The organism is Promicromonospora vindobonensis, assembly GCF_042685865.1.
GTDB classification, from domain to species: Bacteria; Actinomycetota; Actinomycetes; order Actinomycetales; family Cellulomonadaceae; genus Promicromonospora; species Promicromonospora vindobonensis.
This window is the reverse complement of the sequence record NZ_JBHUOG010000001.1, coordinates 2,740,129-2,761,142: the sequence shown is the minus strand read 5'-3', so window position 1 is coordinate 2,761,142 and position 21,014 is coordinate 2,740,129. Positions and strand designations below refer to the sequence as shown.

At 71.4% G+C, this 21,014-nt stretch carries 17 protein-coding genes; 4 read left to right on the top strand and 13 right to left on the bottom strand.

Features of this window, described 5'->3' with window-relative positions; all coding sequences use genetic code 11:
* Positions 1 to 52: 52 nt before the first annotated feature.
* A complete protein-coding gene (locus ACFS27_RS12405; RefSeq protein ID WP_108495333.1) occupies positions 53 to 262 on the bottom strand; it encodes a BldC family transcriptional regulator in 210 nt (69 codons plus the stop codon).
* Positions 263 to 856: 594 nt separating this feature from the next.
* On the opposite strand from ACFS27_RS12405, the gene ACFS27_RS12400 reads away from it, so the two are divergent.
* Positions 857 to 1,069: a DUF3073 domain-containing protein gene (locus ACFS27_RS12400; RefSeq protein ID WP_357470164.1), complete on the top strand. Its 213-nt coding sequence runs from the start codon at positions 857 to 859 to the stop codon at positions 1,067 to 1,069.
* 60 nt (positions 1,070 to 1,129) lie between these two features.
* On the opposite strand, the gene purM is transcribed toward ACFS27_RS12400, so the two are convergent.
* From purM to ACFS27_RS12355, 9 genes are all read right to left on the bottom strand, one after another.
* Positions 1,130 to 2,239 carry a phosphoribosylformylglycinamidine cyclo-ligase gene (gene purM / locus ACFS27_RS12395; RefSeq protein ID WP_377183350.1) on the bottom strand — a complete coding sequence of 370 codons (1,110 nt, stop codon included), beginning with the start codon at positions 2,237 to 2,239 and terminating at the stop codon, positions 1,130 to 1,132.
* Positions 2,240 to 2,282: 43 nt separating this feature from the next.
* A complete protein-coding gene (purF, locus tag ACFS27_RS12390) occupies positions 2,283 to 3,830 on the bottom strand; it encodes an amidophosphoribosyltransferase (RefSeq protein WP_377183348.1) in 1,548 nt (515 codons plus the stop codon).
* A gap of 58 nt (positions 3,831 to 3,888) precedes the next feature.
* Positions 3,889 to 4,188, bottom strand: coding sequence for a hypothetical protein (locus ACFS27_RS12385; RefSeq protein WP_377183346.1), 300 nt, complete (start codon positions 4,186 to 4,188; stop codon positions 3,889 to 3,891).
* A gap of 119 nt (positions 4,189 to 4,307) precedes the next feature.
* On the bottom strand, positions 4,308 to 8,837 hold the full coding sequence (locus ACFS27_RS12380; RefSeq protein WP_377183706.1) for an ExeM/NucH family extracellular endonuclease: 4,530 nt from the start codon (positions 8,835 to 8,837) through the stop codon (positions 4,308 to 4,310).
* A gap of 382 nt (positions 8,838 to 9,219) precedes the next feature.
* On the bottom strand, positions 9,220 to 9,636 hold the full coding sequence (locus ACFS27_RS12375; protein ID WP_377183344.1) for a sterol carrier family protein: 417 nt from the start codon (positions 9,634 to 9,636) through the stop codon (positions 9,220 to 9,222).
* Positions 9,637 to 9,699: 63 nt separating this feature from the next.
* The gene (locus ACFS27_RS12370) at positions 9,700 to 11,916 is read right to left on the bottom strand and encodes an RNB domain-containing ribonuclease (protein ID WP_377183342.1); all 2,217 of its coding nucleotides are present in this window, start codon (positions 11,914 to 11,916) and stop codon (positions 9,700 to 9,702) included.
* 48 nt (positions 11,917 to 11,964) lie between these two features.
* Entirely contained in the window at positions 11,965 to 12,897 is a 933-nt protein-coding gene (locus ACFS27_RS12365; protein WP_377183340.1) for an endonuclease/exonuclease/phosphatase family protein, read from the bottom strand.
* A 181-nt stretch (positions 12,898 to 13,078) separates the two neighbouring features.
* Entirely contained in the window at positions 13,079 to 15,418 is a 2,340-nt protein-coding gene (purL, locus tag ACFS27_RS12360) for a phosphoribosylformylglycinamidine synthase subunit PurL (RefSeq protein ID WP_377183338.1), read from the bottom strand.
* A gap of 150 nt (positions 15,419 to 15,568) precedes the next feature.
* On the bottom strand, positions 15,569 to 16,450 hold the full coding sequence (locus tag ACFS27_RS12355; RefSeq protein WP_377183336.1) for a glycoside hydrolase family 16 protein: 882 nt from the start codon (positions 16,448 to 16,450) through the stop codon (positions 15,569 to 15,571).
* Positions 16,451 to 16,673: 223 nt separating this feature from the next.
* On the opposite strand from ACFS27_RS12355, the gene ACFS27_RS12350 reads away from it, so the two are divergent.
* Positions 16,674 to 17,594, top strand: coding sequence for an EamA family transporter (locus ACFS27_RS12350; protein ID WP_377183334.1), 921 nt, complete (start codon positions 16,674 to 16,676; stop codon positions 17,592 to 17,594).
* On the opposite strand, the gene ACFS27_RS12345 is transcribed toward ACFS27_RS12350, so the two are convergent.
* Genes ACFS27_RS12345 through ACFS27_RS12335 form a run of 3 tightly spaced genes read right to left on the bottom strand, consistent with a single transcriptional unit; the run spans position 17,576 to position 18,986 of the window.
* Positions 17,576 to 18,079: a GNAT family N-acetyltransferase gene (locus ACFS27_RS12345; protein WP_377183332.1), complete on the bottom strand. Its 504-nt coding sequence runs from the start codon at positions 18,077 to 18,079 to the stop codon at positions 17,576 to 17,578. The two genes, ACFS27_RS12350 and ACFS27_RS12345, sit on opposite strands and share 19 nt — an antisense overlap.
* Positions 18,076 to 18,612, bottom strand: coding sequence for a hypothetical protein (locus tag ACFS27_RS12340; protein ID WP_377183330.1), 537 nt, complete (start codon positions 18,610 to 18,612; stop codon positions 18,076 to 18,078). Before ACFS27_RS12340 ends, ACFS27_RS12345 begins: the two co-directional genes overlap by 4 nt.
* Entirely contained in the window at positions 18,609 to 18,986 is a 378-nt protein-coding gene (locus ACFS27_RS12335) for a hypothetical protein (RefSeq protein ID WP_377183328.1), read from the bottom strand. The genes ACFS27_RS12340 and ACFS27_RS12335 overlap by 4 nt, the downstream gene beginning before the upstream one ends.
* Between ACFS27_RS12335 and ACFS27_RS12330 the strand changes: the two genes are divergently transcribed.
* Both ACFS27_RS12330 and ACFS27_RS12325 read left to right on the top strand, forming a co-directional pair.
* Positions 18,985 to 20,307, top strand: a complete 1,323-nt coding sequence (locus ACFS27_RS12330) for a sensor histidine kinase (RefSeq protein WP_377183326.1) — start codon at positions 18,985 to 18,987, stop codon at positions 20,305 to 20,307. The two genes, ACFS27_RS12335 and ACFS27_RS12330, sit on opposite strands and share 2 nt — an antisense overlap.
* On the top strand, positions 20,304 to 20,954 hold the full coding sequence (locus ACFS27_RS12325) for a response regulator (protein WP_377183324.1): 651 nt from the start codon (positions 20,304 to 20,306) through the stop codon (positions 20,952 to 20,954). Before ACFS27_RS12330 ends, ACFS27_RS12325 begins: the two co-directional genes overlap by 4 nt.
* The last annotated feature ends 60 nt before the right edge of the window (positions 20,955 to 21,014 follow it).

Here is a 21,014-nt window from a genome sequence, read left to right as displayed (position 1 = left end):
CACCCGGCGCGCCTTCGTCCTGCTTGCCGACCAATCCGTCAACGACGTCCGACTAGTTGTCAGAGTCGCCCGAGCTGTCCGCTGCCGCACCGAGCAGCGCCCGAACCTCGGACTCCTTGTAGCGGCGGTGACCGCCAAGTGTCCGGATCGACGAGAGCTTTCCCGCTTTTGCCCAACGCGTTACTGTCTTTGGGTCAACACGGAACAAGCTCGCTACCTCGGCAGGCGTGAGCAGGACCTCGGATTCTCCGTGGATGGACATCCCCGCACCTCCTCCGGAACGGTGCCGGCCTGGCCGTACCAGGCGGTTGACGACACCCGCTCTTGCACCATTGTTAGCAGCAAACGGGATTTAGGCGACTTGGGGACGCGGTTTATTTCCTCACTTTCTCCGCTGCTCGCCACGCGCGCCCGTTTCGGGCGAGTCTCGGACACGTGCGACACGCCGACGGCACTATCCACCGTCCAGGCATGGGCGCTCACCGCGCTTCCCCTGCACGCGTCCAGCAGAGCTCCGCACATCGGCCAGGCCTCGGCAAAGCACCGGAGAAGGCTGCCCTGGACAGGTGACCTGGCGGCGCCGCAGCCGGTAGCGCCCACCCGGCCGAGGCGCGCCCACTATCTCGTTATGGCAAACTGGTCGTCACGTTACAACCAAGTACTCAACCATGTCCGCATGTGGTGACGAACTCGGAGCGATCCGAATGTCACATCAGAGGATGGGACGAATCACGCCCACGGACTGGAAGAAACGCCGTACCAGCATGTAACGTTGGAACCTGGACAGACGAAACGCCACGGGGCCGCACGTCTATGCACGGTGCCGCCCCGCTCCTACGTAGAGGGGGTCGGAGCCATGGGCCGCGGCCGTCAGAAGGCAAAGCAGACCAAGGTTGCTCGCGCGCTGAAGTACTACAGCCCGGACACCAATTATCACGCCCTCGAGCAGGAACTCACGGGGGACTCTCGCACGGATGTGGCGACACAGTCGCGGTGGGACTCCCCGGAGGACGAGGAGTACGACAACAGGTACTCCGACTGGGCAGAGCAGGACGGCAACACGCGCTGAGGGTGCCGGCGCGTTTGCGCCGGCCCCGCGCCCGGTCCTCGGCCAGGTCCTGCCACCGCGTCAGTTGCGGTAGTCGTTCACCAGCCGGACCGCACCACCAGACACACCCTTCGTGCCTGCGACGAGGTCTTCGCGCGCCGCAGCCGGGTCCAGGGTGTCGACGCTCCCCAGCGTCCACGCAGGCACGCCCAGCGTGGACAGCCTGGCGAGCGCCGCGTCTGCGCCGTCGGCACCGACCACCGCCACCATGCCGACCCCGAGATTCAGGGTGTTCTCCAGGTCGCGGTCCGGCACACCACCGAGGTCCCGCACCATGCGGAACACGGCCGGCACGTCCCAGGAGGCACGGTCGACCGTGGCCACCATGCCGGCGGGCAGGACCCGCGCCAGGTTGGCGGCAAGCCCACCACCGGTCACGTGGGTGAACGCGTGCACCTGTGCCGCCTCGTCGGCGGCCAGCGCCAGGCAGTCCGCCGCATAGACGCGCGTCGGCTCCAGCAGCTCTTCCCCCAGCGCCCGCCCCAGGTCGTCCACGTGCCGGTCCAGAGCCCAGCCTGCGTGCTTGATCACGGCACGTACCAGGGAGTACCCGTTGGAGTGCAGCCCGCTGGACGCCATCGCGATCAGCACGTCGCCGGGCCGCACCCGGTCAGGGCCCAGCACCTTGTCGGCCTCCACGATGCCCGTCGCGGCCCCGGCGACGTCGTACTCGTCCGGCTCCAGCAGACCCGGGTGCTCGGCGGTCTCGCCACCCACGAGGGCGGTGTCCGCCACCTCGCACGCCTGCGCGATGCCGCGCACGATATCTGCGATCCGCTCGGGCACCACCTTGCCGGTGGCGATGTAGTCGGTCATGAACAACGGCTTGGCGCCCATCACGACGATGTCGTCCACGACCATGCCGACCAGGTCGAACCCGATCGTGTCGTGCTTGTCCATCGCCTGCGCGATAGCCACCTTGGTACCGACGCCGTCGGTCGACGTCGCCAGCAGCGGCGCACGGTAGCCCTGGAAGGCCGACAGGTCGTAGAGGCCGGCAAACCCGCCCACGCCGCCGAGCACGGCAGGACCCTGCGTGCGGCGCACGGCGTCCTTCATGAGCTCGACGGCCTTGTCGCCCGCCTCGGTGTCGACGCCGGCGGCGGCGTACGTCAGGCCTTCGGATGTCACTGGTGCTCCAGGGAGTGGTCGGTGCAGGTGTCGCAGGAGGTCGTCACGGATGGTCGAGGGCGGTCGAGCCGCCGGTGCGGACAGAGAGCTGCTTGAGCCCGTCCTCCGGCTGGCCCAGCGGAAGCTCCGCCTGCTCGAGGAGGTGCTTGCCGAGCTGGTCGTCCGGGGGCAGCTCGATCGGGTACTTGCCCGTGAAGCACGCCGCGCAGAGCTGCGAGCTGGGCTGCTCCGTCGCGGCGATCATGCCTTCGGTGGAGATGTAGCCGAGGCTGTCGACGCCGAGCGACTGGCCGATCTCCTCCACGCCGAGGCCGTTGGCGATGAGCTCCGCGCGCGACGCGAAGTCGATGCCGTAGAAGCACGGCCACTTGATCGGCGGCGACGAGATGCGCACGTGCACCTCCGCCGCGCCGGCCTCACGCAGCATGCGCACGAGGGCGCGCTGGGTGTTGCCGCGCACGATCGAATCGTCGACGACCACCAGGCGCTTGCCCTTGATCACCTCGCGCAGCGGGTTGAGCTTCAGCCGGATGCCGAGCTGGCGCAGGGTGTCGGACGGCTGGATGAAGGTACGGCCGACGTAGGCGTTCTTCGTGAGCCCCTGTCCGAACGGGATACCCGACTCCGCGGCGTACCCGACGGCGGCCGGCGTACCGGACTCCGGCGTCGGGATCACCAGGTCGGCCTCGACGGGCTGCTCGCGGGCAAGGGTGCGTCCCATCTCGACGCGCGCCGAGTGCACCGAGCGGCCGTTGATGGTGTTGTCAGGGCGGGCCAGATAGACGTACTCGAAGACGCACGCGGCCCGCTCCGTCGGAGCGAAGCGTGCCGAGCGCATGCCGTCGGCGTCGATGCAGATGAGCTCGCCCGGCTCGACGTCGCGCACGTAGGAGGCGCCGACGATGTCCAGGGCGGGGGTCTCGCTGGCCACGACCCAGCCGCGGTCGAGCCGACCGAGCACGAGCGGGCGCACGCCCTGGGGGTCACGCGCCGCGTACAGGGTGTTCTCGTCCATGAAGACCAGGGAGAAGGCGCCGCGCAGGCGCGGTAGCACCTCCATCGCGGTGGCCTCGAGCGTGTGATCCGCGTCACCAGCGAACAGGGCGGTGATGAGGGCGGTGTCGGTGGTGTTGCCGCGCGCGAGCTCACCCCGGCGCTGCGCGCCGTAGCGCTCGGCCACGAGGTTGACCAGGTCAGCAGAGTTGGTCAGGTTGCCGTTGTGGCCGAGGGCCACGGTGCCCGACGCCGTCGCGCCGAGCGTGGGCTGTGCGTTCTCCCACGTCACGCCACCGGTGGTCGAGTACCGACAGTGCCCGACGGCGATGTGGCCGGTCAGGGCGTTCAGGGCCGTCTCGTCGAAGACCTGGGAAACGAGTCCCATGTCCTTGTAGACGAGGATCTGCTCACCGTTGCTGGTGGCGATGCCCGCGGACTCCTGCCCGCGGTGCTGTAGTGCGTACAGGCCGAAGTACGCAAGCTTGGCGACCTCCTCGCCGGGTGCCCAGACCCCGAAGACGCCACATGCGTCCTGAGGGCCCTTCTCGCCGGGCATGAGGTCGTGGTTGAGGCGGCCATCTCCGCGCAGAGGCATGTTCCGAGTATCCCATGCGACCGGATCGACGACGTCAGCCCGGTCTGTGACCTCTGTGTCAGCGGCCGCGCAGGCTCCGGCGGTCCGCGATCACCGCGAACAGGCCGGCCAGCAGGGTCGTCACCATCGTGACGAACGCGGTCAGCACCGTCACGTACACGCCGGCCTTCATCATTCCCGAGCCGGCGGGCGTGTTCACGAGGTAGAGCGACAGCGCGAGCCCGAGAACGATCCCGACCAGGGCACCCGTCCAGAAGAACGCCTTGTACCGCGGGGCCCTGCGCACGCTCGTCGGATCGATGACGTCGCGCACCTCCACGTCGTCGGAGGAGCCGCTCGATGTCTGGGTTTCACTCACGAAACCAGGGTACGCGCCGCCCGTCGCCGAAGAAGAACTCGTGCGACGCAGAACTGCAGCACACCCGTGCCGGGTGCGCTGCAGTTCCGTCTCGCCCAGTTCTCCGTCGGCGTGCGTGGCTACTTCACCAGCTTCCAGGGGCTGTGCCGCCAGGCGCCCGGGATCTGGAGGATGGTCGGACGCGACGCCACGTAGACCTCGCCCTTGTACGAGACGGTGTCTCCCCACCAGTACAGCCTCCACGGCTGCCAGGCGGGCGCCTCCGGCTCCTGGGGAGCCGCTTCCTCCACGGTCAGCGGCAGCCGGGCCGTCGTGCCCGACGGCGACGCCTGCACCAGGAGCTGGTACGCACCAGGAGCCGTGTCGGCCGGCACGGTGACCGAGGCCGACGTAGCGCCGTCGGCGACCGTGCCGGTGCCGAGCGAGACCCCGTCCCCTGCCGCGCCACCCGTCGGCACGAGGAAGGTCTCGACCGCCGTGTTGCGCGGCGCACCGAGCGATGTCAGGTCGAGGCCGGACAGGCCGACCTCGGTCGAGGCGCCCGCCTCGACGGTGCCTGGCAGCGCATCGGCCACCGTGCGCGTACGGGCGAAGCTCGGCGTGATCGGCGACGCGGTCTCGAGGTAGTCGATCCAGGCCTCGCGGTCCACCAGGCCGGAGTCGCGGCCGTCGGTGCCCTCGGTGAAGACCCGGAAGTTGTCACCACCCGAGATCAGGAACGAGAACGTCGCGATGCGGTACTCGGCGGCCGGGTCGACCGGCACGCCGTCGATGGCGATCGACGAGACGTTGTCACCGGGCGTCGCGTTCGGGTCGGCAGTGGCCACGGTGTAGGACACGTTGTCCGACAGCCCCAGCGCGAGGAACGGGCGCGACGGGCGGTTGCCGTTCGCGTCCGTCTGCCACTGCTCCTCGAGCAGCGTGTCGAGCTGTGCGCCCGTCAGCGTGATCGTCCACAGGTTGTTGACGAACGGCAGCACCGCATTGGCCTCGGCGTAGGTGATGACGCCGTCCTCGCCGTGGTACAGCTCGTTGCGCAGGCCACCAGGGTTCACGACGCCGATGTCGGCGCCGCCCCGCTCGTCGCTCGCGAGGGAGTCGCGCAGCGAGTTCGCCACGAGGTTGCCGAGCGCCGACTCCGACGCGCGATCGCCCCGCTCGCCGCCCGTGTAGCCGCCGTCCGTGTAGGTGCCGCCGGAGAATGCCGTCGTGACGTCGGCGGTCACCTTGCCGATCGGCTGGCCGCCGATCTCCTCGGCCTCGGCCAGTGCGGCGTCGACGATCGCGTCGACCTCGGCGACCACCGGATAGGTGGCGATCAGCTCGTCAGCCGGGGTCTCGACCCGCTGCACGTTCTCGACGGCGTAGCCGGTGACGTCGAACGACTCCGTGTCCACGGTGAGCGAGACGTGGCCGAGGAACTCCCCGTAGTTGCCGGTCTGGATGATCGGGCGGGTCTCCCCCTGCGTGCCAGGGACGGGGGCGTCCCACGCGTACTGCTTGTGCGTGTGGCCGGTGAAGATGGCCGCGACCCGCGGATCGGTGCCCTGCACCAGGTCGGCGAACGGGCCGCCGGCCGCGATCTCCTCCTCCAGCGTCGCGCCGTCGGGCGTACCCGCACCGGCGCCGTCGTGCGCGAGGGCAACGACCACGTCGGCCTCGCCGTTCGCGGCGTCGCCGTCGAGCAGCTCGTCGGTGACGCGGTTGATCGCCTCGACCGGGTCGCCGAACGCAAGACCCTCGATGCCCGACGGCGTGACCAGCGTGGGCGTCTCCTGCGTGACGACGCCGACGAAGCCGACGTCGACGCCGCCCACCGGCACCACCTGGTACTCGGGCAGCGCGGCCTCGCCGGTTGCCTCGTCGTAGACGTTGGCGCCCAGGTGGTCCCAGTCGGCGGCGTCGGTGACGCGGCCGGTGAGGTCGGCCATGCCCTGGTCGAACTCGTGGTTGCCGACCGCCGAGGTCTTCAGGCCCAGCGCGTTCAGCACGTCGATGGTCGGCTGGTCCTGCTGCAGCGCGGACGCGAACAGGGAGGCGCCGATGTTGTCGCCGGCCGAGATGAAGGCCGTGCCCTCGGGGTTCTGCGCCCGCAGCTCCTCCACGGTGCCCGCGAAGTTCACCGTGTTCTCGTCGATGCGGCCGTGGAAGTCGTTGATCGCCACGAGGTCGAGGTCGACCGTGCCGGGCTCCGTCGTCCCACCGAGGTCGAGGCCGACCAGGACGGGGTCGTGGTCGGAGGACCGGAACGGGGACTCGTCGTAGAGGATCGACGCGTTGTAGTTGTGTCTGCTGTACTCGTTCGCGATCGGCTCGTACGCGTTGATGTTCCAGATGTCGGTGCCGGTCACGAGCTCCGCCGCGGCGGGGGACGCGAGCACGTGGTCGAGCGAGCCGACCATGCCACCGAAGTTGTAGGAGTACTCCCCCGTGGCGGCGCCAAGGTCGGTGTAGCCGGCGTCGGTCAGGACCTTGATGGGGTCCTCCTGCTCGTACGCGTTGAAGTCGCCCACCAGCAGGACGTTCTCCGTGCCGGCCGCGGCGGCCTGCGCCTCGGCAAAGCTCACGAGCGCGGTCGCCTGGCGGGTCCTCGACTCGTTCGAGGAGCCCTGACCGTCGCCCTGGTCCGGGTCGCCCGGCCACGGGCCGGCCGAGCCCTTCGACTTGAAGTGGTTGGCGATCACGACGACGTCGTCGCCGGCGTCGGTCGCGCCGTCGGCGGGCTGGAAGGTCTGCGCCAGCGGCTGGCGGGCGTTCTGGAACGCCTCGTCCCCGACCAGGATGGTCGAGCCGCCCACCGGCTCGGCGGTGGCCGTCCGGTAGATGAACGCGTTGCGGATGACGTCCTCCGCGTCGGGCACCTCGGCGGGGGAGGCCGCGTAGGCCCACGTACCGGCACCTTCCGCGGCGTTCAGGGCGTCCACGAGGTCGCTCAGCGCCTGGTCGCGCGAGCCACCGAACGCGGCGGTGTTCTCGATCTCCAGGAGTGCCACCACGTCGGCGTCGAGTGCCGAGATCGCGGCGACGATCTTGACCTGCTGGCGCTGCAGGTCCTCCTCCTCGGCCGCGCCGCGCGCGTCGCAGCCGCCGCGGACCGTCACGGGGTCGCCGTCACGGTCGGTGTAGTAGGTGCAGCCCGTGAGCTCGTCGCCGGTGGTGCTGAAGTAGTTCAGCACGTTGAACGTGGCGACCTCGAGGTCACCACCCACCTCGGCGGGGGCGTCCTCGCGCGTGTTCTCGAACGTGGCCGGCTGGACCGTCTCCGCGACCTCGGGGGTCAGCTGCGTCAGCGGCTGGAAGCCCCACGCGTCGTAGCGGTAGTCCAGGATCACCGGCGTGGTGAACGTGACCGCTGCGCCCACGCGCAGCGGCTCACCACCGGTCAGGTAGGGGAGGGGCTTGGACTTGTTCGCCGTCGAGTTGTAGTTCAGCGACGATCCGTCGTCGAGCAGCACAGCGCGCGCCGCGTTGTCCGCGATCTGCGCGTCGTACTCCGCCGACAGCGGCCGGCCGACGGTGGTGGGCTGCACCAGCGGGCTGTCACCCGCGGCGAGCCCCACGGAGCCGTAGTAGTTGGTGTCATAGTTGTCCGTCACGGTGAAGTCGCCCTGCGGCGCGAGGAGCATGCCCTCGAGCGCCTCGCGCTCGGCCGCGGTGGCCGGCCAGGCGGTCGCCGTCGGCGTGACCGTCGCGGGCTCGTCCAGGACGGTCCAGCCGCCCGACGACGGGGTGAGCTCGGTCAGCCCGTTGAACTCGGAGACCTCGCCGGTCACCTCCACATGGTCGCCGGCAGACAGGTCCGCTGCGGCCGCTGCCGAGAACACGAAGATGCCGTCCGACGCGCCGGGTGTCGGGTCCTCGTCGCCGCCCGTGCCAGCGGTCTGCAGGTACAGGCCGTTGAACCCGCCGGTCGCATAGACGGCGGTGACGACGCCACGGGTCGTCACCGTCTCGCCCACGAGCGGCGAGGCGTCGCCGGTGCCCTGGATCTCGGCGATCGGGGTGACCTCGCCGGGCTCGACCGGCTCCGACGGCGTGGGGCTGGGCTCGGGCTCGGAGCCCTCGCCGCTGGTGGGGGTCACCTCGGTGGTGAACACGAAGTCCGCCGAGTTGTCCCCCGTGTCGTCGGTGCGCTCCAGCGACCCGACCACGCCGGTGCCCCGGCCGGCCGGTCCCTGAGCGGTCTCGAACGTGTCAGCGGTGCCGTAGCCGAGCAGGTCGACGACGCCAGCTGCGCCCTCGACCGGCACGGCACCCTTGGCGAGCGTGACAGCGGTGGCCTGCGACGCGAGCGCGACCACGCCGGCCGTGCCGCTCAGGTTGAGGCCACCCACGGCGTCGGGAGTGGGGAGCGGCTCGCCGTTGGCCGCGTTCGAGGCGCCCTGCACCAGGTAGTGGCCGCCGGCGGCGATGGTGCCGCTCAGTGCGGTGACCCCGGAGAACGACGAGCCCGTCGCAGACTTGTACTGGACCGACCAGCCGTCGACGCTGACCGGCTCGTCCGTCGGGTTGTACAGCTCCACGAACTTGTTCCGGTACGGCTGGCCGGAGCTTCCGCCGACGAGGTAGGCCTCGCTGATGACGACGTGCCCGGAGTCCGGGCCGTCCTCGGTGGCCAGGGGCGCGGCGAAGGCTGCCGTCGCCGGCATGGCGAGCGCTGCGGAGAGTGCCACCGCGACTGCGGCCCTCCCACGGGATCGGGGGTGCGGTCGCGGGGACCGGAGCGTGCTGGGTCTCACGCTGACTCCTTCTGCAATAGCCGACCGTGGGCCGGGGTGGAGTGCACTGCTGCTGGACGTCTTGTCGGCTGCATCGCTGCGGCCGGGCGCGCATCGGTTGCGCAGGCGGTCCGGCACGAGCCGCACCAACCAATCACTGCCTCGTGAACCAGCGGTTACAGCCGGGCACCCGCCGGGAGAACTGGCGTCCCCGCACCGGGTGAACCTGTCCGCAGCCGAGCCACGGGACCGACGCCGAGGCTAGCGGGTGTCAGAGACATCCGTTACCTGGCACACGCCGGATGCGCCCGGTTCACCCTGGTACGACCGGCGGTTCCGGCTCGCCGTGGGCACCGGCCGCCGCCCGGCGTCCTGCCGTCAGCGGCAGCAGGTGGGAGATGTCGGAACGCTCGCCCGATGCGCGCACCCGCCCGTCCGCGACGGCGTCCGCCCACGTGACAGCGCCCGTGACCAGGCCGAGCCACGTGTCGGGGTCGGTCTCGACGACGTTCGGCGGCGTCCCGCGCGTGTGTCGCGGCCCGGCGACCGCCTGGACCGCACCGGACGGGGGCACGCGCACCTCCACGGAGTTACCGGGAGCGTGGTCCGCGAGCTCCTCCAGCATGTACCGGACGGCGGTGGTCACGTCGCGACGCTCCGCACCGCCCCGTACCCATGCGGCGACCGCGGTCCGTCCGGCCGCGGGATCCGTCCTGCGCCGCGGGGGCACTACCGCACCGCCAGGACGTCGTGAGCTGCGTCGATCATGGAGCCAGTATCGCGGACCGTCGGATCAGTAGCGGTAGACCTCCGTCGTCTGTCCCTCGACCGCGAGCAGGTCGGCTGCCACCACCATCGGCAGCTCGAGCGACGCCACGGCCGGGTACTCCGCCACCTGCACCACGTCGAGGAGGCTGTCCCGCCGGACCGCAGGCACCGGCTGCGACGTCGGTGCGAGCCGCCGAGGCGATGTCGCAGGGGTCGAGTGGCGCGGCCACGGCTGCGACAGCGGAACCTCGTCCCGGACCTGAGGCCGCACGGGCCGCCGGACCGGCGGGTAGCCGACGTCGCGCCCCAGGTGCTGGGCGGCCGACGTCGGGGCAGAGCCCGGCGCGGCGCCGTCCGGCAGCGGCTGCGGGGCCGGCGAGGGCGGCGGCCCCGGCCGGGGTGTCGGGCGCGGCCCTGGGCTGGGGCTCGGCTGGGGCCGGGGCTCGGGCTCCGGCTGCGGCTCGGGCTGTGGCTCGGGTTGTGGCTCGGGTTGCGGCTCCGGCCAGGGCTGGGGGTCCGGCTGCGGCTCGGGCGAGGGCTGGGGAAACGGCTCAGGAACCGTCCCGGCCCCCGGTCCGGGCGTGGCCCGCAGCACCCGACCGTGCGCGGGGACCGGCCCGTCGCCGGGAGCGGCGAACGGCGCGGGAGCGGCCGCCCGCCGTGCCACGCCTGCGGCCGAACGCGGTCCCGTCGTGGAGCGTCGCCCGCCACCGTCCCCTGTGCCGGACCGGCCCGTCGCCACCCCGGCTTCCGTTTCCCGGTCGACCGTTCGGCCACCGGGCAGCGTGAACATGACGCGACGCTCGGACACGTCCGCCTCGGCGAGCGTGACCCGCACCTCTTCGCCCAGCGGGAGCCGCCGACCGGTGACGCGCGCGCGAACTGCCGGATCACGCAGCACAATCTGGCCGCGCTGCTCCTCCTTGGTGTCGTCCTCGACGTCGACCACCACGCCGGCGAACTCCTCGCCCAGGCGGTCGGCCAGGAGCGACGCCTCCACGATGTCGACGCACTCACGCTCGAACGACGAGGCCCGGCGGCCGGTCTCTGCCATGACGGACGGCAGGGCGGGCAGGGCCTCCAGCACCCACGGGGGCACTGCCGTGCCCGCGGAGATCGCGAGGCAGACCTCGGTCGCGTACCGGTCCACCAGACGCCGCAGCGGCGCGGTGACGTGCGCGTAGTCCGCGGCGATGGCGGCGTGCCGGGTGTTCTCGGGGGCCGGCAGCGGGGCACCGTCGGGCCCGGTCATGCCGAACGCGACGTACCCGGCGCCACGGAACAGCGTCGTCGCCTCGTTGAGGAACGCAGCGTGCTCCGGGATCCGCGAGACGAGCGTCGGCACCAGTCGCGCGTACGGGAGGCTGTCGGGCCAGTCGATGCCGAGCGCGCGGGCCGTGCGGTGCAGGCGTGCCACGTCGCGAGGGTCGGCCTCCGGAAGAGTGCGCAGGATGCCGACACCCGCCTCACGCATGAGGTGTGCTGCCGCGATGCCGGTGAGCAGGGAGATCTGGGCGTTCCACTCCTCGACCGGCAGGTTGCGCCGGAACGAGAGCGCGAACGTGCCGTCCTCGCCACGCTCCACCTCCTGCTCCGGCACCTCCAGCGAGACACCGCCGCGCGCCGCCTCGAGCGACTGGCGCAGCCGCCCGACGTCGGCCAGCAGCTGCAGGGACTCGCTCGCCGTGCCCGCGTCGAGGCCGGACTGCACCTCCGCGTAGGTGAGTCGCTCACGGCTGCGGACCATTACCCGCTCCAGCGAGGCGCCGGTGATGATGCCGCGCGCGTCCAGGGTGACCGTCCAGAGCACGGCCGGGCGGTCCACCTCCGGCAGGAGGCTGGCCGCGCCCTCGGACAGGATCTTGGGGTGCAGCGGCGTCCGGGCGTCGGGCCCGTAGACGGTCATGCCACGCTTGCGTACCTCCGCGTCGACGGCGCCGCCTGGCGTCACGAAGGCGCCCAGGTCCGCGATCGCGTAGTGCACCACGTAGCCCTCGCCCGACTGTTCCACGTGAACCGCCTGGTCCAGGTCCATGGAGCCGGGCGGGTCGATGGTGACGAACTCGATGTCGCGGCGGTCGGCCCGGCCGGCGGAGTGGTCCTGTTCGGCGGCCGCCCCGGCTTCCTCGAGAACATCTTGCGGGAACATCGCGGGCAGGCCGACCTCGGCGCGGAGCGCGGCGAGGGCGCTGCTCACATCGTCGGGGGCGGCGGGCGCGAGGCGCATCTGACGAGTCGGCACAACTGCGAAGATAGGCCGGTTCCGCGCTCCCCGCGCGGCGTCGCTGTGCTATTCCACGACGACGGTGGCCATCAGCGCCCGGTGATCCGTGCCCGGAACCTGCATGGAGACGACGTCGGAGACGGGCATGTCCTTCTCCACCACGACGTGGTCCAGCGCGAACAGCGCGGGTACCTGGCGGCCCTCCGGCCAGGTCACGGCGGGTCCGGCGCCCCACTCGCGGGTGGCGTCCGCGAACCGCGAGCCGAGCAGGTCACGGAAGCCTGCGTGGTCGTGGGTGGCATTGAAGTCGCCGGCCAGGATCTGCGGTGTGTCGTCCCCGTGGGCGTGTTTCGTGAGCTCGACGAGCTCCGTGCGCCACGTCGTGATCTCCGTCGGCATCGGCGGGTGCGGGTGCACCACGGTGACGCGCACCTCGGTGCTTCCGGCGCTGACCAGGGCCGACGGCATCGCGAAGCTCGTGCCGCGCAGCTGGTCCTCGTCCGTGAGCGGCGTGGACGCCCAGAGGCCGCTCCCCCCAGGGCCGTCGTCGGCGGGCACCGTGAAGCTGTGGGCCAGCAGGTCGTCGAGGCCCGCGTCCGTGAGCGCCTGCTCGAAGTCGGGGGTCAGCTCCTGGACGGCGAGCACCTCGACGTGCTGCGACTCCACGAGGCCGACCACGGTCTCGGCGTCGGCCCGCCCGTACAGCGCGTTGATCGTCATGACCCGCAGCGTGCCGGGGTCAGCGGGGTCCGCCGCCGTCGACGTGTCCGGCGGCACGAAGAAGGGCGCCATCCAGTACACGTAGCCGGCCATCGAGGTCGCGAGCAGCAGCGTCAGGACCCAGCGGCGGGAGAAGAGCGCGACGATCAGCAGCGGGAGCGTCAGCAGCGTCGCCCAGGGCGTGAACGCCACGAGGTGCGGCAGAGGCACCACGTTGTCGAACGGGAGGGCCCTGGCCAGCGCCACGACCAGCAAGGGGATCGCGATGATCCAGAGCACTACCGAGATCAAACCATGGACAAATCGCACCCCCGGACCCTACCGGCTGGACACCCACGCGGATGACGCCCGACATGCCCGCGGGTGAGTCGCAGGTGATCGGTAATTGGTCAGGTATTCGGCAACTCGGGTTGCCGAATACCTGACCAATTGCCGATCATCCCGTCAAGGGACCTCCGGGTCAGCCGAAGATACGCGGGAGGGTTCCCTCGTGGGCCTCCCGGGCCTCGGCCAGCGGGATCTCGAACTGGCCCTCGATCACCACGGCGTCGCCGCCCGTGGTGCCGAGGCGCAGCACCGGCACGCCGGCGTCCTCGGCGAGGTGGGTCAGCTCGCCCTCGTGCTCCGGGTCGACCGCGACGATCACGCGCCCGGTCGACTCGGCGAACAGAGCCACGAACGGGTCCACCTTGTCCCTGCCGGTCACGCCCTCGAGCGCCACAGAGGCCCCGACGCCGAAGCGTAGCGACGCCTCGATCAGCGCCTGGACCAGGCCGCCCTCGGACAGGTCGTGCGCCGCGGCGGCAAGCCCGGTGGTGCGCGCCTCCACCAGCGCTGAGGCCAGTGCCTTCTCTGCGGCCAGGTCGACGCGCGGCGGCAGGCCGCCGAGGTGCGAGTGCACGACGTCGGCCCAGGCCGAACCGTCGAGCTCGTCCCGCGTGGTGCCGAGCAGGAGGAGCGAGAGCCCCTCTGTCTGCCAGCCGGAGGACAGCGCGGTGCTGACGTCGTCGAGCACACCGAGCACGCCCACCACGGGGGTGGGGTGGATCGACGAGTCGATCTGGCCGGGCTCGCCGGTGCCGTTGTAGAGCGAGACGTTGCCGCCCGTGACCGGCACGCCGAGCTCCTGGCAGGCGTCGGCCAGACCCTCGATCGCCTCGACGAGCTGCCACATCGAGTCCGGGTGCTCGGGGGACCCGAAGTTGAGGCAGTCCGTCACGGCCAGGGGCTTGGCGCCCGACGTGGCGACGTTGCGGTACGCCTCCGCCAGCGCCAGCGCGGCACCGGTCCGGGGGTCGAGCTTGCCGTACCGGCCGTTGGCGTCGGTCGCGAGCGCGACGCCGAGCCCCGTGGACTCGTCGACCCGGATCACGCCGCTGTCGTCGGGCTGGGCGAGCGCTGTGTTGCCCTGGACGAAGCGGTCGTACTGGTTGGTGACCCAGGTCTTGGACGCGAGGTTGGGCGAGGCCAGCAGCCGCAGCGCCGTCTCCCGCAGCTCGGGACCGGACGCCGGCCTGGCGAGGCCCGCCGCCGTCGTCGTGTCCGCCTGCAGGCTGTCCTGCCAGGCCGGGCGCTCGTAGGGGCGGTGGTACACGGGCCCCTCGTGCGCGACGGTCTTGGGGTCGACGTCCACGATCCGCTGGCCGTGGTGGTCGATCGTGAGGCGGCCGGAGCCGTTGACCTCGCCGATGACGGCGGTCTCGACCTCCCACTTCTTGGTGATCGCGAGGAAGGCGTCGAGCTGGTCGGGCCGTACGACGGCCATCATGCGCTCCTGCGACTCCGACATGAGGATCTCGCCGGCGTTCAGCGTGGGGTCCCGCAGCAGGACGTCGTCGAGCTCGACGTGCATGCCGCCGTCCCCGTTGGAGGCGAGCTCGGAGGTGGCACAGGAGATGCCTGCGGCGCCGAGGTCCTGGATGCCCTCGACGACCTTCGCCGAGAACAGCTCGAGGCAGCACTCGATGAGCACCTTCTCCATGAACGGGTCGCCCACCTGCACGCTCGGGCGCTTCGCGGGGACGCCGTCCTCGAACGTCTCGGACGCGAGGATCGAGGCGCCGCCGATGCCGTCGCCGCCCGTGCGGGCGCCGAACAGCACCACCTTGTTGCCGAGGCCGGTGGCGTTGGCGAGGTGGATGTCCTCGTGCCTGAGCACGCCGAGGCAGAGGGCGTTGACGAGCGGGTTGCCCTGGTAGGAGCCGTCGAAGACAAGCTCGCCACCGATGTTCGGCAGTCCGAGGGAGTTGCCGTAGCCGCCCACTCCGGAGACGACGCCGTGCACGACGCGCGCCGTGTCGGGGTGGTCGACGGCGCCGAAGCGCAGCTGGTCCATGACCGCCACGGGGCGCGCGCCCATCGAGATGATGTCGCGGACGATGCCGCCCACCCCGGTCGCGGCGCCCTGGTAGGGCTCGACGAACGAGGGGTGGTTGTGCGACTCGACCTTGAAGGTGACTGCCCAGCCGTCGCCGATGTCGACGACGCCTGCGTTCTCACCGATACCGACGAGGAGGTGCTCCTTCATCTCGTCGGTGACCTTCTCGCCGAACTTGCTCAGGTGCACCTTCGACGACTTGTAGGAGCAGTGTTCGCTCCACATCACGGAGTACATCGCGAGCTCGGCCGCGGTGGGGCGGCGGCCCAGGATGTCCTTGATGCGCTGGTACTCGTCCTCCTTGAGTCCGAGCTCACCGTACGGCTGCACCTCATCAGGGGTGGCCGCTGCGGTCTCCACCGTGTCCAGGTTCGGAACGGCGGGGTTCGGGCGGGAGGGTGCCTGGGACGCGGGCGCGGTCATGTAGTTCCTCGCGAGCGGGGTAGGTTTCTGGGCGCCGAAGCGCGCGGCCAGTCTACGACGCGTCACGGAGCGGGGCGGTCCCGGACCCCACGACGTGCATACGCACAGGTCATGGAGGTGACCTGTGCGTATGACACCTCGTGGGACGCGTCAGAGCTGGGAGTCGTAGACGCGGACGTAGTCGACGACCATCTGCTGCGGGAACTGCGTGGTTCCGTCCGGATATCCCGGCCAGTTGCCACCGACCGCGACGTTCAGGAGGAAGAAGAACGGCTGGTCGTAGACCCAGGGGTTGCCGCCGGTGTCGGCGGTGGTGCGTGTCTGGTAGACGTTGCCGTCCACCGACCAGCTGATCCGGCCGGGCTCCCAGTCGATGGCGAAGGTGTGGAAGTCGTCGGCGAACGACCAGCCCTGTGGGTGCGTGTAGGCGGCGCCGATCCCTGCACCCCCGGAGTAGCCGGGCCCGTGCAGGGTCCCGTGCACCATGTGGGGCTCGTACCCGACGTTCTCCATGATGTCGATCTCGCCGGAGTCCGGCCACGGGACGCCGTTGCCGATCTGGCCGCCGAGCATCCAGAAGGCGGGCCAGATGCCCTGGCCGCGTGGGATCTTGATCCGGGCCTCGAGGTGCCCGAACTTCGGCTGCACCTTGCCCTGTGTGGTCAGGCGCGCCGAGGTGTAGCCGCCGTTGCCGTCCTGGCGGGCGGTGATGACGAGGTTCCCGTTCCCGTCGAGCGCCGAGTTCTCCCGCGAGCTGGTGTAGTTCTGCAGCTCGTTGTTGCCCCAGCCGCCCGCGCCGGTCTCCAGGTTCCAGGTGGCGGGGTTCGGGGCGCTGCCCGCGGCGCCGTCGAACTCGTCCGACCAGGTCAGCGCGCCGACGGCGGCAGAGGCGCCCGGCGCCGACGAGGCAGACCCCGAGTCGGGTACGTGGGGGACCGCCGCGGCGGCGGCGAGCGAGGCGGACAGGACGAACGTCATCGCGGCGGCAGCCGTGACGGTGGTGCGGATCGTGCGGTGTCTGGTGCTACGCATCGGACGCTCCTTCGCGAACGTGTGTCGCCCGCCGCACAGGCTGCGGGCCGGGCCTTCGGTCGATCCACCGGCCGGTGCCCAGCGACGCTACTTTTCACCCGGTCGGTGGAACAAGATCGTGAAAACACGTAGTCAGAGCCGTCCGGCACCGTTCAGGCCTGCTGAACAATCAGCCAGTGATACGCGATGGACGTACAGGGTTGCTCCGGTCGACGATGACCGCATGCCCCTGCGCCACTCGCTCCTGGCCGTGCTCGTCATGGTCATCTGGGGCACCAACTTCCTCGCCATCGACGTCGGCGTGGACGACATGCCGCCGGCGCTCTTCGTCGCAGTCCGCTTTGTCGTGGTGCTGATCCCCGCGATCTTCCTGGTTCCCCGCCCTGCGGCTCCCCTGAAGGACGTGCTCCTGGTGGGCGTGTTCCTCAGCCTCGGCCAGTTCGCCCTCATGTACACCGCGCTGTGGCTGGACATGCCGCCGGGACTGGCGTCGCTCGTGCTCCAGGCGCAGGTGGTCCTGACCGTCCTGTTCGCGAGCGTCGCCCTCCGCGAGCGCCCGACGCCGCCGCAGCTGGTCGGTGTCCTGCTGGGTGCGGTGGGGCTGGTGATCGTCGGGCTGGGCCGGTCGGTGGCGACGCCAGGGTTCGCCTTCCTGCTCACCCTGGCGGCCGCGGCGTCGTGGGCGACCGGCAACGTGATCGTGCGTCGGCTGGGCGCAGCGACGCAGCTCAAGGGGACGGGGTCGAGCCCGTTGGCCGGTCTGTCCATGACCGTGTGGTCAGGGCTCGTGGTTCCCGTACCGATGCTCGCCCTGGCTGTCGCGCTGGACAGCCCGGCCGCCGTCGGGCACGCGCTCACCCACCCCACGTGGGCGGTGGTGCTCTCCACCCTCTACACGGCGTGGCTGGCGAGCCTCGTGGGCTACGGCGTGTGGAACACCCTGCTGGCCCGCTACCCGGCGAGCGCCGTGGTGCCGTTCACGATGCTGGTGCCGGTGGTGGGCATGAGCGCCGCCTGGCTGGTGCTCGACGAGGTGCCCAACGCGGCAGAGGCCGGCGGCGGCCTGCTGCTCCTGCTGGGTGTGGCGATCACGGCAGGGCTGCTGCGGTGGCCGGGCGGTCCGCGCTACCGCTCCAGCACGTAGCAGAGCAGGTCCACGCCGGGCACCGGTGCCCAGTCCCGGCCCGGGTCGCGGACGAAGCCGAGCCGCTCGTAGAGGCGGTGCGAACCCGTGGCGACGGTCTGGGTGGAGAGGACGATCCGCCGTGCGCCGACGGCGCGCGTGACGCACTCGCGCATCAGCGCGGTCCCTGCTCCCCTGCCCTGGGCGTCCGGCGCGACGCCGAGCATGCGGATCTCCGCCTCACCGTCCTTGGCGATGTCGGCCATCGGGCCGCCGTGCGGCACGAACGTCACGCCGCCCACGACCACGCCGGCGTCCAGCGCGACGATGATCTCCGCCGCGGCGGCGCGGCTCTCGACATCGCGCAGGACGTCGGCGTAGAAGCCCGCGTCGGGAGCGTCGAGCTGCCCGTCCGCGTAGAACGCCGCCGCGACGATCTTGCCGACCGTCTCGTACTCGGCCGGCGCAGCGTCCCGCACCTCGATGGCCCGTCCCTCGTTTCTCATACGACCACGGTAGGCCGCGCCTCTGACGCTCTCCCGGACGGTCTCGGCGAGCGCGGGCGCACCCGCCCCCAGGGCTTGTGCACGGACAGCACGGTGGCGGCCGCGAGCACGGTGAGCGACACCGCGGGCGGGAACACGAGGTTCGAGAGGTCGGCCACCGGGACCTCGCCTGCCTCGATCGCGACGCCGGCGGCGCCGACCTCAGCCATGCCCGGCTGCAGCGCGACGACGATCAGGACGCACAGCACCACGTTCATGACGAGCTTGACGGCCACCCACCAGTAGCGGACCAGGCCCCACCTGGTCGCGAGCCCGAGCAACAGGCCCGAGGCGAGGCAGACCAGCCCCGAGACGAGCATGGGGGCCACGACGAACTCGGCGAGGGCGCGCAGGGCGAGCCCCCGGGCGGCGTCCGAACCGCCAAGGCCCACCCCGACGAGCACGGCGACCAGCACGTCGATACCGATCCACGCCCCGGACGAGACGATGTGCGCGGTCAGCACGGCCTTGCGTGCACGCGGTGCCAGCTTCATGGCGAGACCTCCTTCGCACGACCGGACGCCCCGGATCGGGCCGGGCGCCGCACCACGAGCACGATGCCCGCGACGAGCACCGCCAGCCCGCCGGCGACGCGCAGCGCCGTACCCGCTCCGAGCAGCGGCTCGGCGAACCCGAGGTTGCCCAGGCTCCCGGTGACGATCACGCCGGCGGCCTCGGCGAGCGCGACGACAACGGCCACGACCGCCGGCCAGGTCCGGGTGCGGAACACGGCGAGCAGCACCGCCGCGACGAGCATCAGCACGACGGCCGGCGGCACGACCGGCGCCGGTGCCCCACCCGCTCGGGCCACGTAGATACCGACCGTCGCCATGACGAGCCCGGCGATCGCGACTCCCCTGAGATTCATGATCCTGTCCCTCCTCGGGCGCCGGGCGGCGCCCCCGTGTCCCAGCGTCCTGGCCGTGGCGTGCTGCGGGATCGGCCCTGCGGCGACACTCGTCCTGCGCCGTCCGACGTCGGTGGGCAGCTCGGTCTACGCCCCGTGCCGTACGCCGAGGTACGGCGTGCAGGGGGTGACGCCCGGTCCGACGTCGGCCACAGTGGGGCTGGAGGTGGGACACATGGGGAAGCTGCGCCTTGTCGACGTGGGTGTGACCGCTGCACTGACGGCGCTCACGCTGGTCTCGCTGCCGTTCCTGGGCGGGGCGTACGGAGTGCGCCCGATCGACGGGCCGGCGTACGTGCTGGCGGTCACGGCGGCGGTGGGGACACTGGCCCGTACCCGCTGGCCGGTGCTCGCGCTGGGCGTGGTCACCGTCGCCACGGTCACCTACCTGCTGCTCGACTACCCGTACGGCCCGGTGATGGTCTGCCTGGTGGTGGCGGTCTACTCCCTGGCCCGGAACCGTCCGCTGCGCCCCGCTCTGCTGTACGCAGCGGCGACGCTGGCGCTGCTCCTCGTGCACGTCTTCACGCATCCGGCGGCGCTCGGGTTGCCGCAGGGGCTGATCCCTGCGGGCGCCATCGTGATGGTGCCGTTCAGCATCGGCGTCGCCCGGCGGATGTGGCACGCGGCCCGTTCGGCCGAGCGGGACGCGGCGGAGCAGCAGGCGCGCGACGACGAGCGGCTGCAGCTCGCGCACGAGGTGCACGACGTCGTCGGGCACGGGCTGGCCGCCATCCAGATGCAGGCCGACATCGCGCTCCATCTGGGCACGCCGCGCGACGCGTCCACCGCCCTTGAGGCCATCTCGAAGGCCGCGAACGAGGCCCTGACCGAGCTGCGGACCACCCTCGCGGAGATCCGGCCCGGTTCGGCCGCCCGCTCGGTCCCCGAGCGCGCGCCGACGGCCGGGCTCGCCAACCTGGACGCGCTGGCTCAGCGGGTGCGCTCCGCTGGCGTCTCCGTGGACCTCGCGGTCAGCGGCACGCCCAGGCCGCTGCCCGACGCCGTCGACCTCGCCGCCTACCGTGTGCTCCAGGAGTCGCTGACGAACGTGGTCAAGCACGGTGCCGGTTCGGCGGCGCGCGTCGAGGTCGTGTACGAGCCGGACGGCGTCCGGCTGGCAGTCCGCAACCCGCGCTCACCGGACGACTCCTTCATCGCCGGCTTCGGTATCACCGGGATGCGGCACCGCGTCGAGTCCCTGGGCGGGCGGCTCGACGCAGGGCCCGTCGACGAGTCTTTCGAGGTGCGGGCAGCCCTGCCCGCCGGAGGTGTCGCATGATCTCGGTGCTGCTCGTGGACGACCAGGACCTGGTCCGGATGGGCCTGCGCGCCCTCATCTCCGGGGAGGAGGACACCACTGTCGCCGGGGAGGCCGCCGACGGCATCGCCGCGGTGGCGGAGGCCCGCCGCCTGAAGCCCGACGTGGTCCTCATGGATATCCGGATGCCGGGCATCGACGGTATCGAGGCGACACGCCGCATCGCCGAGGACCCCGACCTCACCGCCACCCGCGTGGTGGTGCTCACGACGTTCGAGCACGACCAGTACGTCGTGGACGGTCTGCGCGCCGGCGCCAGCGGGTTCCTCCTCAAGAACACGCCGCCCGCGGACCTCGTCGCAGCGATCCGTACGGTGCACGACGGCGGCGCGCTGCTCGCGCCGTCGGCCACCCGCACCCTGATCCGGGAGTTCACCTCCGCGTCGCCACGTTCGCTCCGGCCACACCCGCGCATCGGGGACCTCACCGATCGTGAGCACGAGGTCGTCTGCCTGGTGGCGCAGGGCATGAGCAACCACGAGATCGCCGAGCACCTCGTACTGAGCCCTGCCACGGCCCGGACGCACGTGTCGCGCGCGATGATCAAGCTCTCCGCCCGCGACCGCGCCCAGCTGGTGGTGTTCGCGTACCAGTCGGGGCTGGCCTGAGCCGGCGCCCGCTACTGAGTCGCCGCGCAACAAAGATGTCACCGGGGGGTTCCCGACGTT

Coding starts and splice junctions, on each gene's coding strand:
- ACFS27_RS12405 (WP_108495333.1), bottom strand. CDS start 262: ATGTCCATCCACGGAGAATCCGAGGTCCTGCTCACGCCTGCCGAGGTA.
- ACFS27_RS12400 (WP_357470164.1), top strand. CDS start 857: ATGGGCCGCGGCCGTCAGAAGGCAAAGCAGACCAAGGTTGCTCGCGCG.
- purF (WP_377183348.1), bottom strand. CDS start 3,830: ATGCCTCTGCGCGGAGATGGCCGCCTCAACCACGACCTCATGCCCGGC.
- ACFS27_RS12380 (WP_377183706.1), bottom strand. CDS start 8,837: ATGCCGGCGACGGCAGCCTTCGCCGCGCCCCTGGCCACCGAGGACGGC.
- purL (WP_377183338.1), bottom strand. CDS start 15,418: ATGACCGCGCCCGCGTCCCAGGCACCCTCCCGCCCGAACCCCGCCGTT.
- ACFS27_RS12355 (WP_377183336.1), bottom strand. CDS start 16,450: ATGCGTAGCACCAGACACCGCACGATCCGCACCACCGTCACGGCTGCC.
- ACFS27_RS12350 (WP_377183334.1), top strand. CDS start 16,674: ATGCCCCTGCGCCACTCGCTCCTGGCCGTGCTCGTCATGGTCATCTGG.
- ACFS27_RS12345 (WP_377183332.1), bottom strand. CDS start 18,079: ATGAGAAACGAGGGACGGGCCATCGAGGTGCGGGACGCTGCGCCGGCC.
- ACFS27_RS12340 (WP_377183330.1), bottom strand. CDS start 18,612: ATGAAGCTGGCACCGCGTGCACGCAAGGCCGTGCTGACCGCGCACATC.
- ACFS27_RS12330 (WP_377183326.1), top strand. CDS start 18,985: ATGATCCTGTCCCTCCTCGGGCGCCGGGCGGCGCCCCCGTGTCCCAGC.
- ACFS27_RS12335 (WP_377183328.1), bottom strand. CDS start 18,986: ATGAATCTCAGGGGAGTCGCGATCGCCGGGCTCGTCATGGCGACGGTC.
- ACFS27_RS12325 (WP_377183324.1), top strand. CDS start 20,304: ATGATCTCGGTGCTGCTCGTGGACGACCAGGACCTGGTCCGGATGGGC.